The sequence below is a fragment of the Prochlorococcus sp. MIT 1201 genome, from assembly GCF_047303415.1.
In the GTDB taxonomy this organism is placed as follows: Bacteria; Cyanobacteriota; Cyanobacteriia; order PCC-6307; family Cyanobiaceae; genus Prochlorococcus; species Prochlorococcus marinus_D.
In genome coordinates, this window is sequence record NZ_CP138947.1 from 392,032 (window position 1) to 403,812 (window position 11,781).

Sequence of the window (11,781 nt, forward strand, 5' to 3'; positions counted from 1 at the left end):
TCATTCGTTCTGCTGACAGTCACTCCATGACTAGCCCTGTTGCCGCTGTTACTACCCGTGCTGCAGAGCAGGGGCCATTGGTTGATCTTGTGCAGGAAACTTTGGCCCTCACTCGCAGACTTTTCTTGCAGCTGTTGCGACGCCCTTCGACCTTGATTGCTGGCATCCTTCAGCCCTTGATCTGGTTGGTGTTGTTTGGTGCTTTGTTCTCTAATGCTCCGGATGGTTTGTTGCCAGGAGGCATGAGCTACGGGCGGTTCTTAGGGGCTGGTGTGATTGTGTTCACCGCGTTCAGTGGTGCACTCAATGCTGGATTGCCAGTGATGTTTGATCGTGAATTTGGTTTTTTAAACCGTCTTCTGGTGGCTCCGCTGCGCAGTCGCAGCTCGATCGTGCTTGCTTCTGTGATCTACATCACATCTCTAAGTCTTCTGCAGAGCCTGGCGATCATGGCAACGGCTGCCTTGCTGGGTTACGGCTGGCCAGGTGTTTCGGGACTGGTCTTGGTGTTGTTCACCTTGTTGTTGCTGGTTTTTGCGTTCACTGCCTTGAGCCTTGGCCTGGCTTTTGCTCTGCCAGGTCACATTGAATTGATTGCAGTGATCTTTGTGGCCAATTTGCCTTTGTTGTTTGCGAGCACGGCTCTGGCGCCGCTTTCCTTTATGCCTGGTTGGCTTGGCTGGCTTGCGGCCCTAAATCCTCTTACTTTTGCGATTGAGCCCATACGAGCTGCCTATGCCGGTCCGCTTGATCTTGGTGTCGTTCTGCTTGATGCTCCTTACGGGAATGTGAGTGGTTATGGATGTTTGACCGTGTTGATGGTGGTCACCGTTGTCTTGTTCCTGATGATTCGTCCTTTGTTGAACCGTAAACTCGCCTGATTTAGTGCGCCACTCCACTGCTTGCCATGCTTGACGTCCAGCAGGTGTATCGCTATTTCGTCATGACATTGCTGAGTCTGTGGCAGATGCAATGGTTCTTTGATTTTCAGGACTGTTTAGAGGTTTTCGTTCAAGGGCAGGAGCCTCTGTCGGAGCAATCCCCGACGGTCCTGAACTCGTTGTTAGTACTACCTTCTCCTGCTTTTGCTCTAAACCATTTGCCGCATCATTACTCGCCAATCACGAATGCAGAGCTGTCAAAGGCATCCTGAGCATGTCTTTGCCTGCTTTTGAAACTCTCAGGCGGGGGTTGATTGTCTCTGTTCAGGCGCCTGAGGGTTCACCGATGCGTCATCCTCAGGTGATCGCGGCCATGGCTGAAGCCAGTCTTTGCAATGGCGCGGTTGGGGTGCGTTTGGAAAGTCCGGAACACATTGGTGCCGTTCGACGCCGTTGTCCGGACGCCTTGATTATTGGGCTTTGGAAGCGTTCCTTCCCTGATAGTGCTGTCTACATCACGCCAGGATGGGAGGAGGTTCAGGCTGTCTGGTCGGCGGGAGCAGATGTCGTAGCTCTCGATGCTACGCAGCGTCATCGGCCAGGGGGGATCACTCTTGAGCAGCTGGTGAGTCGGGTTCGGGAAGATTTGGGAGCTCCTCTGATGGCAGATGTCGATTCGATCGAGAATGGTTTACGTGCAGCAGAGCTTGGTTGCAGCCTGGTAGGCACCACTCTTTATGGCTATACCGAAGTAACTGCTGTTAAGCGGCCTCCAGGTTTGTGTTTGTTGGGGCCGTTGCGGCAGCAACTTGATTCAGATGTCAAGCTCATCTGCGAAGGCGGGCTTGATTCTCCTCAGATAGCACTAGAAGCACTTTCTTCAGGTGCAGACATGGTGGTAGTCGGTACAGCGATTACCGGTCTCGACCTGCAGGTGGAAAACTATTGCCGAACATTGGCGGCTTAACTTCCAAAGCTTTTTTGGCATCAACCGAACTGTGGGACTTGATTTGGGTTGTGACTTGTCCAGGCAGAGCCACAACGCATGAGACTTGTCCATGCGTTGTGGCGGCGTTCTTTTTCTAGCCCTAGGGAAAGCTTTGGGGCAGGACTACATCATGCCTGGCATTCCCATGCCACCCATGCCACCCATGCCACCCATGCCACCCATGCCACCCATGCCACCCATGCCACCCATCGGGTCTCCACCGCCATCGCCGGCGGGAGCAGGAGGCTCGGGTTTGTCTGCAATCACGAGCTCTGTGGTCACCATCATCGAAGCGATTGAGACTGCGTCCTGAAGTGCCAGGCGCACCACCTTGGTGGCATCGAGAATGCCTGCTTCCAAAAGGTCTTCGTAGGTGCTGGAGATGGCGTTAAAGCCCTTGTTAAGGCGTTGTATCTCAGAGATCACTACATCACCATTCTCGCCAGCATTGATGGCAATCTGGCGTGCAGGTGCTGAGAGTGCTCGCTGCACAATTTCTACGCCGGTGCGTTGATCGCCGTTGAGCTGTTCGGCCAGTTTGCTCAGCCCTTTGCTTAAGCGCAGGAGCGTGGTGCCACCACCGGCCACAATCCCCTCTTCAACTGCAGCACGGGTGGCGTTGAGCGCATCCTCAATGCGCAGCTTGCGGTTTTTGAGTTCCGTTTCGGTAGGGGCCCCAACCTTGATGACGGCTACACCACCGGCCAGCTTGGCAATGCGTTCATTGAGTTTCTCGCGGTCGTATTCGGAGTCAGTTTCATCTAATTCTCTTTTGATAGAGGCCACTCGGGCGTTAACGGCATCGCGGTTCTCATCCTTGGCGACAATGGTTGTGTTGTCTTTGCTGATTGTGATTCGTCGGACCTGCCCTAGATCGTCTTGGCTGACTTTCTCAAGGGTCATGGCGCGGTCTTCACTAATGACAGTTCCCCCAGTTAGAACTGCGATGTCGGCCAGGGCAGCTTTGCGGCGATCTCCGAAGGATGGTGCACGAACAGCTGCTACCTGCAAGACCCCTCGGTTTTTGTTGACGACCAGGGTGGCAAGGGCCTCACCCTCTACCTCCTCCGCAATGATGACGAGAGGGGAGCCACTTTTCTGCAGGCTTTCCAAGATGGGCACAAGATCGGAAACTGAACTGATCTTGCGGTCTGTGAGCAACAGCAGGGCATTCTCAAATTCGCAGATCTGACGGTCTGCATCGGTAACAAAGTAAGGGGAGCTGTAACCGCGGTCAAAGGCCATGCCTTCAGTGACTTCTAGCTCGGTGGCGAGAGATTTGGATTCCTCAACAGTGATCACTCCATCGGCGCTTACTTTGTCCATGGCTTCAGACACCATCCGGCCCACTTCCTGGTCTCCCCCTGAGCTAACGGTGGCGACCTGATGGATGGCATTACCTCCAACAGCTTGGCTGAGCTGGGCAAGCTCTTCTACCAATTGGGCCACGGCCTTTTCCATGCCACGCCGCAGTTCGATTGGACTGGCGCCAGCGGCCACATTGCGTAGGCCTTCATGCACCATCGCTTGGGCAAGCACTGTGGCGGTTGTGGTGCCATCCCCTGCCTTGTCTTTTGTCTTGGATGCGACCTGTTGAATCAGCTTGGCACCAAGGTTTTCAAATGGATCGTCAAGTTCGATCTCTTTGGCGATGGTGACGCCGTCATTAACGATGTCTGGGGCGCCAAATTTTTTCTCAAGCACCACGTTGCGGCCACGGGGGCCGATGGTGACGCGCACGGCATCGGCTAGTGAATTAACACCGCGCTCAAGCGCCCTGCGGGAGTCATCCGAAAAACTGAGGAGTTTGGCCATGGTCTGCTGGTACCCGCTCGTCAATGTCCCATAGGACGTTCACTGCGGGCGAGGGGGCATAAGTGGGGAAAGCCGAATCCTTGCTGTTATGAGTGGGCTTGCAGGGGATTGGGTGGGTATGGTCCAGCTATGAATGACACTGGGGCGCTGTTTTTTGTGATCATGGCCGGCCTGGCCGGAATCATGGCTTTGGTGTATGTGCCCTTGCGTCTCTTCCTGACAGCCACTGCCAGGAGCAGACGGTTAAGACTTCTTCAGCGCATCCGGCGCTTGCGAGATGAACTGGGACAGCCGCTGGAATCCTGAACGTCTGATCCAGCAGTAGCTTCTCAGCCCATCAGCATGCCGCCATCAACTTGTAGCACTTGTCCAGTGATGTAAGCCGCTGCAGGGTCGGCTGCCAAGAAGCGCACAGCTCCAGCGACTTGCTCTGGGGTGCCAAAGGATCCCAAGGGGATAGCGGCAAGAATTGGCTCTGAATCCAACTCTTTTGTCATGTCTGTTGTGATGAAACCTGGGGCTACAGCATTGACAGTGATTCCCCGGCTGGCAACTTCCTTGGCTGTACTTTTCGTGAGGCCCACCACTCCTGCTTTGGCTGCTGCGTAATTGGCTTGGCCTGCATTGCCCATCAGGCCCACCACGGAGGTGATATTGATAATTCTGCCGCTTTTTTGCTTAAGCATCGTGCGAGCAACAGCCCGAGTGCATAGAAACACACCTGTGAGGTTGAGATTGACGACGGCTTGCCAGTCTTCTTTTTTCATTCGCATCAACAGGCCATCGCGAGTTATGCCTGCATTGTTGATCAAAATATCCAGGCTGCTGCTGCGTTCAAGCACGGTTTTGATCAGTTGGTCTACGGCGTCTTCTTCTGCCACATTGGCTTTGATGGCATAGGCAGAGCCACCGTTGCTGGTGATCGTTTGAACAACTTCTTCTGCTGCATCAGCTGAGCTTGAGTAGTTCACGACTACTTCGGCGCCTGCCTCTGCTAGGGCAAGGGCTACAGCACGACCGATCCCGCGACTGGCTCCTGTGATCAGGGCGGTTTGGCCAGTTAGGGGGGGAGAAGAGGTCATGGCGTGATTCGTTCTCGCAGGATCGTACGGACCCATTGCAGTTCTTCTCAACTAGCCATCTTTTCGATGGTGTCCAATGCTTCGCCGAGTAATTCACGTAAGCGGATGAGTTGAGCTTTGCTGCCTAGGACAACAAGTAACTGACCTGGGGCCAGTTCGACTTCGCTACTGGGGTTGGCCATCAGGGAAGAGCCGTCTCGGATGGCCAGCACCATTGCTCCACTGCGTCGGCCCAGTTGAAGTTTTGCCAGGCTGCGGTGGCTCAGTTTGTTGAACTTCAGTGGGTCTTGGCTGAGTTGGAATTCTTCGATTTCATAATCCGATCCAGCCAACAGATCCATGAAGTCCACAGCTAGGGGGCGCAGCGCTGTGGCAGCCATGGTGCGGCCTGCGGCGACATAGGGGCTCACTACCACGCTGGCACCTGCCAGTTTCAGCTTGACGGCAGCTTCTTCACTATCGGCCCGTGAGATCAGTCGACAGTGGGGTTGCATGCTTTTGGCACTTAAGACCACATAGAGGTTTGCTGCATTGTTGGGTAAAGCAGCTACCAGGCTGCGGCAATGGTCTAAGCCAGCTTCAAGCAACGTCTCATCCAAGGTGGCATCAGCTTGTAAAACGTTTAGGCCTTGTTCTTCTGCTGCTTGTTTGTTGGCTGGATCTATTTCCACGACAAGCACTGGGACCTGCTCGAGTTGCAGCTTTGAGGCGATTTCTTGGCCGATGCGGCCGTAGCCGCAGACGATGACGTGATCACGCATACGCCGCAAGACCCTGCGAAACCTCAGCTCCCGCAGCTGGCGGAAGTAGCCGGATTCTGTCAGCCGTAGTGCCCGTTGAATCGTGAGCTGAACCACGACCACCCCCCCGGCAATGATCAGCACAGTGACCAGTCGCCCAGCTTGCGAGAGCGGCTCCACCTCCCCATAACCGATGGTGCTGATGGTGATGAGCACCATCCAGAGACAATCTCCCCAGTCCCATCCTTCGGTGAGGCGATAGCCCAAGGCTCCTATCAAGATCACCACGGCTAGGGCCAGGATTGGCCCTAGCCAGGGTTTGGCGAGCACTCGCAACGGCAGGTTTGCAAGCGGAGCTCGTTTGAATGGGTACCACCAACTTTTCATTGGAAGCCCAGTGCGTTGAGAACCTCCTGCTGGTTGATTGAGTTGATGTCTGCATGACTGGCACCCAGGCAACGGATTTCATCTCGTTTAGGTAAGGCGTCGGCCGGAGTGCCTAGGGCAACCAAAGGAACGCCTTTATAAACGGCAAGCAGTTGGGTGATTGGACAGCTGCTGAGTACGACATCAGCGCAGGCCACTTCGGCAGCGCGATGGATTAGGGGTGCTTTTAAAGGCAGCGTGATGCTTCTGAGATTGGGTAATTTGCCTTTGATTGCCTTTGGCAGGCTTAACCATTGCTGAGTTGGCCAGTCTCCATCGTTGCCATTTGGAGCCAGCAGTAGGAGGGGGCCTTCTCCAGTGGGGTGTTGATCACGAACCTTCTGAAGGCTGTCGTCTGGCAGGAACAGCCGGAAGCTGTCGGCGTCAAGAGTGAGGCCAATCGCTTGGAGGTAGCAGTCCAATTGTTGGGCAGGCCAACCTTGGCTGGGCTCAACGAGGGCTGTGCTTGCAAAGCCTTGTTCCGCAATCCTGATGGGGATGTGGCTCATGGAGAGCATCAAATTCACTTGTTGCCCTTGGGCGAAATTGAAGCAAACCTGAAAATCCCCTTCTCTTACAGATCCGAGCAGATTGGTCCAGTCGGCGAGGGATGGGCTGGAGTCAAAGGCGATTGGGATTACCTTTTCTATCGCTGGCAACAGACTCCACAAAGCTTGATGGGTGGGATCGCAGGCCAGCTGCAGTTTGCCTTGCAGCTGGTTGGCTGCGGCTGCTAGGGCTGGAAGCCTCTGAAGCTGTTGGATTAAAGGACCCGGACTGAGGGCGAGAACTCGCATCGATCCAGAGGCAGAGGCGTTGCGAGCTGATTGTATGGAGGAGGTTTCAGCCTGCTTGCGGCAGGAGGCGCATATGCATCTGTTGATTGTCGCGGCAGGAAGCGGAAGCCGTATGGGAGCGGATCGCAACAAATTGCTTTTGCCCCTGGCAGGACGCCCTGTTCTTGCTTGGACGATTGATGCGGTGATGGAAGCCGATTCGATCAATTGGGTTGGCATTGTTGGCCAACCTGTGGACCGAGCAATGATCATGGAGTTATTGGCTGAGGCAGCCAAACCCGTTGTTTGGATTGAGGGGGGCAGCACAAGGCAGGAATCCGTAGAGCGTGGATTACAGGCGTTGCCTTCAGTTGCGCAGCATGTTCTTATTCATGATGGGGCTAGATGTTTAGCTGAAGCGGCTTTGATCAATCGCTGCGCTGAGGCGGTGGTGGCTGGCGAAGCTGTGATTGCGGCAACTCCGGTTACCGACACGATCAAGCGCGTTGATGGTCAAGGGATTATTACGGGCACACCAGATCGTGCGGAACTTTGGGCGGCCCAGACTCCGCAGGGCTTTGCTGTGGAGCAGCTCAAACAAGGTCATGCTGAGGCTCAGGCCAAGGGTTGGACAGTAACTGACGATGCCTCGCTTTATGAACGCCTGGGATGGCCGGTGCAGGTGTTGGAGGCCAGTCCTGCCAATATCAAAGTCACAACTCCGTTTGACCTCACGGTGGCCGAAGCAGTGCTTGCGCTTAGGGCAAAAGGCAGATAGGTATCTAGAAAGTGAGCTATAAATTAGAAGTAGTGAAGCATGAGAAATTGCTCAAGGAACTCACCCCTATTTCTCTTCTTGTAAGTGGAATATTATTTCCAGCAGGCGCTTTAAGTAATGATGTCTTGATGAGTTGCTCTACTTCAAGCAATGTCGCTCATCACTATTCCTCTCCTTACTCCTCGAGAAAGCCTGAACGGAGACTTGTAATTAATGTGAAGCAGAGGCAGGTGACAGATGTTTCTAGTAATCGTCTGCTGCGAGTTCCGGCGCCTTACAAGGTGGTCAAAATTACTCCATCTTTAATCGAATTCAAGGACTCCAATAATTCAGAAGTCGCCTATCGGATAGATAGATATAATTTGAGTTATATTGAATCAAGGAAAGATTATGAGCATAAATGCAAGGATGTTTGTCTCGATAGGAGTTATCAAGGCAACCAAATGTCCAAGGATATATTGGATCTATATTTAGATATCAAGATTCAAAGTCCCCGTGCATATTGCAAGTCCTGTTCAATAAGGGGCCAGTTGCTAACTGGGAGATGTAAAATCCTTCGAGAGGGGCAGAGCTTAATTGCTGCCCCTCAGATTTGAGTTCCATAGAAGTAGTCTATATTTTGAAGTAGTCGCTCGAGCCAGAGTTGCCTGCCGACCTGGATCGGTGTTGAATTTGGCTAGTTTCTTTCATGGTAAACACAAAAAGTCCCCATGCTTTTGCATGGCTTTATTGTCTTGTCCTTATTGGGTTTAGTTCAAATCTTTTTATGCGACTTCAATGTCCTGTTTTTTGTGAATTAGTAGCTTTGGGAATGTAATCTTTATGTGTTGGTCCTGTCAGATAATTTAGTGACCAGATCTACTCTTAAGTGGTTTTTGCTTAGCGCCTTAATGGATGAGGTGCCTCATTTATCTATTCCTGCCTAATTCGTAGTCGCTGGGCCCCCTTGTGTGATCAAATGGTTCTAAGCGATGGCCAGGTTTCTTTTAGGAAAAAGTTTGCCAAAAGTGTGAGCTTTACGTATTTGAAAACTTGCGCACTGATTGTATTGCAAATGCCACTATAAATAAATATGTTGGATGGTGTCAATCTTTCACTTGGGCGAATAGGCTAAATGCATTGAGCGAAAAGATGACGCTTGTTTTTGATGAACTTATAGGTGAAATGACCAGCCGTCCAGTTGGAGGTTGCAATTGCCTTTTCTGTAGGTCAGAGATATTGCCTGTGGCTGAGCTTCCTGACTCAGCCACAAGGAAGCTTTCTGCTGATGCTCTTCTTGCTGAGATCCCTGGTAGCTCAGGTGCTCACATCTATGATCACACTCGTGATGCTGTATTGAATGATGGAGATGAAATCCTTAATTACTATATTGATAAATCATTTGGATGGGATTATTTGCAAGAAGCAAATGACTCGCTGGATACTTCGTATCACAGTAGTGGTCATTCGATAGCAGAAGTGGCTTTTATTGAGGATATATTCAACAAGCTTGATCCTTTGATCGATTTAGACTTTCAGCGGCAATATACATACTATGGCACTGAGATTGATATCTATTCAGTTAATTATGTTGGCGATTGGGGATATAATTCGACAGTAGGACAAGCTAAGCCTAAGGGCGGAAGGTACGGAGGTGGTTTCGCATGGTTTGATGTCTTATGGAAGGACACTGACAGCTCGCCTGCATTAAATGACTTTGACAGAAATACAATTGTTCATGAGATAGGTCATGCGCTTGGCTTGTCACATCCTCATCAAGACCCCTTCAATGGCAGCTGGAATACTGATGACACAGTGATGTCATATAACATGAGTCCTGATGGCTGGGATTACTGGTTCTCCAGTACTGATATTGCTGCTCTTCAAGCTATTTGGGGAGTTGAGAATGATGTTCTTGTGTAGGTTAATAAGTTCAGCAATGCGCAACTAGCAATCTATCTATGATGAGGGTGTTGGTTATTCCCAGCCACTCCTATGTTTAATGTAATGCCAAGGCCTCCTTTGCTGGGCAGCCTTTATGTTGTCTATCTTTATTTAGTGTCTAAAGGTTTTGATCAGAGTTTTCCTCTGAAGAACTCTTGAATAGTGTTGATTCCATTTTGCCTTAGCAGGTCAGCGAAAGTGTTTTAATGGCGGCCATGCGAAAGGTCTCTAGATCTATAATAATTTTATTTATTGCCTGGCTGTAATAAGGACTAGGTTGGGAATTGTTGTTGGTTTTTGTTTGGTTAATGGGTGGAAATAATTCCGTCAGTTTTAAATGATCTCGATAAATTGCTGATGGATGATGCTTTTATGAGAGCCAGCCATGTTAAGTACGAGAGGTGCTGAGCGTATGATATTTTTTAAAGATAATCTACTTTTTGTCAGGGCAATTGCTCATTCATTCTCTTTGTAGACATTCTGAATATTTATCGTACTTTGATCTGTTGTTGCTGACAAGTCCCCTGCTTTATTGATCATTGAAATACTTAGAATCAGCGCAGAAGCATTAGTCGACCATGGTTGCCATCTAGCTGGGTTTGTCGTCCAAGTGGTAAGGCAGCATTGCCGCAGCAATGACCAACTGGGAGTTTGCCGACGACAGGAATTCCGAGGTCAACACTGCGTTCTTTGAGGACTTCCTCAAGCTGGAAGGTTTGATGCCCAGGCATCTGTTCAGGTGCTTCACATCCCTCAAAGCTGCCGAATCCGAGGCCGGCCAGTCTTTGTAGTAGGCCTGCGAGGCGCCAGTGGGTCAGCATGCGGTCGATGCGATAGGGCGCTTCATCAACATCTTCCAGAATCAAGATTGCACCGTTGAGATCGGGTACGTGGCTACTGCCTAGCAAATGGGAGGCCACAGTGAGATTGGCGACCACCAATGGCCCGCTAGCTACTCCACCCATCCAGGGCTGCCCTTCAAGGTCTGGGATGTGTTTGCCGAAGAGAAGATCATGCAGTCGGACTTGGCTCCAGGCGGGTTCCTTGGCAAGTGTGGTTAGTAAGGGGCCATGCACGCAGCCGTCGAACCCGTCCGCCAAACGTGCCCAGAGTAGGGCGGTGACATCTGAAAACCCCATTAGCCAGCCTGGTTGCCAGGTTTGGTTGTGTTCCAGTAAACGTGCAGCTCCCCAGCCGCCGCGAGCACAAGCAAGAAGAGCAGCAGGGGACTCAGGATTTAGCTCGCGCTGGCGGCTGGCATCATCACCCGCCAGGTACCCCCAGCGGCGTTCACTCACTTGCTCCGACCGGCAGACTAATCCCCATCCTTCAAGGACTTTGAGGCCTTCGAGCAGTGATTGTTCATCCTCCAGCGCTGAACTCGCAGCCACTGTGATCACCTCGTCGCCACGTTGAAGCGCTGGTGTGAGCAGGTCAGATCGGAGCTGCACCATGCTTCAGCTGATGCGCCCCAGGATCAATCCGAGCAGCAACATCGCGCCTAGCAGAACTTGATGCTGAAAGTGCTGCCCGTAGGTCGTCATTGGTTGATTGGAACCTCGCAGGGTCCACGTTTCTTTTTGCATGCCGATGCTGGCGATGAGCCAGAAGGGCCAAAAGGCCCAGCCCACTCCTGCGCTCATTGCTGCACTGGCCAGAAAGGTGCATGCCAGTGCATAACTAAACGCGACAGTTTTAAGTGAATGGCTCCCCAAGCTCAAAGCACTGCTTTTTAAGGCCAGCTTGGCATCGTCACGACGATCCGCCATGGCGTAAACCGTGTCAAAGCCGAACGTCCACATCAGAGTGGCCAACCAGCAGCCCAGCAGTGGCCAGCCTCCGTTGAGATTGGCCTGGCTTGCTGCCCAGGGGATCAGTACGGCAAACCCCCAGCAGAGGGCAAGCACCGCTTGTGGATAGGCAAACCAGCGCTTGGCCGAGGGGTAGAGCAGGATCGGTGGCAAGGCCAGGATGGCTAGAGCAAGGCATAGGCCCCGGCTTTGCGTTGGCAGGGAGACCACGACCAAAAGACTGAGCAGCAACAACACAATCAATAAGCCCACAGCAGTGGAAATTCGAAGGCTGCCCGTTGCTAGTGGCCGTTTCCTGGTGCGCTCCACCTGGCGATCAATGCGTCGATCCCAGAGATCGTTGGCAATGCAACCGGCGCCGCTCACCATCAGTCCTCCAACGACGATCAGACTTACAAGCTCTGCTAAAGGAGGTGCATCCGGAGTGAGCCAAAGGCTCCAACCTGCTGGTACGAGAAGGATGAGCCGACCACTGGGTTTGTGCCATCGCAGCAGCTCTAGCCATTGTCTTAAGCCATTAGAGACGGATCTGCTGGTCACGGGTTTCTGGGTTTGAAGAAC

At 52.2% G+C, this 11,781-nt stretch carries 12 protein-coding genes; 6 read left to right on the top strand and 6 right to left on the bottom strand.

Annotated elements, in window-relative coordinates; all coding sequences use genetic code 11:
• Positions 1-26: 26 nt before the first annotated feature.
• From SIB41_RS01835 to SIB41_RS01845, 3 genes are read left to right on the top strand one after another with little or no spacing between them, the layout of a single operon-like run.
• Positions 27-881, top strand: a complete 855-nt coding sequence (locus SIB41_RS01835; RefSeq protein WP_413360001.1) for an ABC transporter permease — start codon at positions 27-29, stop codon at positions 879-881.
• A gap of 26 nt (positions 882-907) precedes the next feature.
• Positions 908-1,153 (top strand): hypothetical protein, encoded by a 246-nt coding sequence (locus SIB41_RS01840; RefSeq protein ID WP_413360004.1) that lies wholly within the window; start codon positions 908-910, stop codon positions 1,151-1,153.
• Positions 1,154-1,155: 2 nt separating this feature from the next.
• Positions 1,156-1,848, top strand: coding sequence for an N-acetylmannosamine-6-phosphate 2-epimerase (locus tag SIB41_RS01845; protein WP_413360006.1), 693 nt, complete (start codon positions 1,156-1,158; stop codon positions 1,846-1,848).
• A gap of 144 nt (positions 1,849-1,992) precedes the next feature.
• On the opposite strand, the gene groL is transcribed toward SIB41_RS01845, so the two are convergent.
• A complete protein-coding gene (groL, locus tag SIB41_RS01850; protein WP_413360008.1) occupies positions 1,993-3,684 on the bottom strand; it encodes a chaperonin GroEL in 1,692 nt (563 codons plus the stop codon).
• Positions 3,685-3,813: 129 nt separating this feature from the next.
• On the opposite strand from groL, the gene SIB41_RS01855 reads away from it, so the two are divergent.
• Positions 3,814-3,990 (top strand): hypothetical protein, encoded by a 177-nt coding sequence (locus SIB41_RS01855; RefSeq protein ID WP_011825322.1) that lies wholly within the window; start codon positions 3,814-3,816, stop codon positions 3,988-3,990.
• A 23-nt stretch (positions 3,991-4,013) separates the two neighbouring features.
• On the opposite strand, the gene fabG is transcribed toward SIB41_RS01855, so the two are convergent.
• The 3 genes from fabG to SIB41_RS01870 are packed head-to-tail and all read right to left on the bottom strand — an operon-like array spanning position 4,014 to position 6,729.
• Complete coding sequence (gene fabG / locus SIB41_RS01860; RefSeq protein ID WP_413360010.1) at positions 4,014-4,766, bottom strand: 3-oxoacyl-[acyl-carrier-protein] reductase; 753 nt, start codon at positions 4,764-4,766, stop codon at positions 4,014-4,016.
• Between the two features lie 47 nt (positions 4,767-4,813).
• A complete protein-coding gene (locus SIB41_RS01865) occupies positions 4,814-5,893 on the bottom strand; it encodes a potassium channel family protein (RefSeq protein ID WP_413360012.1) in 1,080 nt (359 codons plus the stop codon).
• A complete protein-coding gene (locus SIB41_RS01870; RefSeq protein WP_413360014.1) occupies positions 5,890-6,729 on the bottom strand; it encodes a glycosyltransferase family 9 protein in 840 nt (279 codons plus the stop codon). The genes SIB41_RS01865 and SIB41_RS01870 overlap by 4 nt, the downstream gene beginning before the upstream one ends.
• A gap of 73 nt (positions 6,730-6,802) precedes the next feature.
• Between SIB41_RS01870 and ispD the strand changes: the two genes are divergently transcribed.
• Positions 6,803-7,486: a 2-C-methyl-D-erythritol 4-phosphate cytidylyltransferase gene (ispD, locus tag SIB41_RS01875; protein ID WP_413361317.1), complete on the top strand. Its 684-nt coding sequence runs from the start codon at positions 6,803-6,805 to the stop codon at positions 7,484-7,486.
• 1,119 nt (positions 7,487-8,605) lie between these two features.
• Positions 8,606-9,388, top strand: a complete 783-nt coding sequence (locus SIB41_RS01880) for a hypothetical protein (RefSeq protein WP_413360016.1) — start codon at positions 8,606-8,608, stop codon at positions 9,386-9,388.
• Positions 9,389-9,963: 575 nt separating this feature from the next.
• Here SIB41_RS01880 and SIB41_RS01885 read toward each other — a convergent pair.
• Both SIB41_RS01885 and SIB41_RS01890 read right to left on the bottom strand, forming a co-directional pair.
• Positions 9,964-10,863 (bottom strand): S66 peptidase family protein, encoded by a 900-nt coding sequence (locus SIB41_RS01885; RefSeq protein WP_413360018.1) that lies wholly within the window; start codon positions 10,861-10,863, stop codon positions 9,964-9,966.
• Between the two features lie 3 nt (positions 10,864-10,866).
• Positions 10,867-11,760, bottom strand: a complete 894-nt coding sequence (locus SIB41_RS01890) for a 4-hydroxybenzoate polyprenyltransferase (RefSeq protein WP_413360020.1) — start codon at positions 11,758-11,760, stop codon at positions 10,867-10,869.
• Positions 11,761-11,781: the final 21 nt, after the last annotated feature.

What these genes read in the sequence shown, in the direction of transcription:
- SIB41_RS01835 (WP_413360001.1), top strand. Translation starts at nt 27, where the DNA reads ATGACTAGCCCTGTTGCCGCTGTTACTACCCGTGCTGCAGAGCAGGGG.
- SIB41_RS01840 (WP_413360004.1), top strand. Translation starts at nt 908, where the DNA reads ATGCTTGACGTCCAGCAGGTGTATCGCTATTTCGTCATGACATTGCTG.
- SIB41_RS01845 (WP_413360006.1), top strand. Translation starts at nt 1,156, where the DNA reads ATGTCTTTGCCTGCTTTTGAAACTCTCAGGCGGGGGTTGATTGTCTCT.
- groL (WP_413360008.1), bottom strand. Translation starts at nt 3,684, where the DNA reads ATGGCCAAACTCCTCAGTTTTTCGGATGACTCCCGCAGGGCGCTTGAG.
- SIB41_RS01855 (WP_011825322.1), top strand. Translation starts at nt 3,814, where the DNA reads ATGAATGACACTGGGGCGCTGTTTTTTGTGATCATGGCCGGCCTGGCC.
- fabG (WP_413360010.1), bottom strand. Translation starts at nt 4,766, where the DNA reads ATGACCTCTTCTCCCCCCCTAACTGGCCAAACCGCCCTGATCACAGGA.
- SIB41_RS01865 (WP_413360012.1), bottom strand. Translation starts at nt 5,893, where the DNA reads ATGAAAAGTTGGTGGTACCCATTCAAACGAGCTCCGCTTGCAAACCTG.
- SIB41_RS01870 (WP_413360014.1), bottom strand. Translation starts at nt 6,729, where the DNA reads ATGCGAGTTCTCGCCCTCAGTCCGGGTCCTTTAATCCAACAGCTTCAG.
- ispD (WP_413361317.1), top strand. Translation starts at nt 6,803, where the DNA reads ATGCATCTGTTGATTGTCGCGGCAGGAAGCGGAAGCCGTATGGGAGCG.
- SIB41_RS01885 (WP_413360018.1), bottom strand. Translation starts at nt 10,863, where the DNA reads ATGGTGCAGCTCCGATCTGACCTGCTCACACCAGCGCTTCAACGTGGC.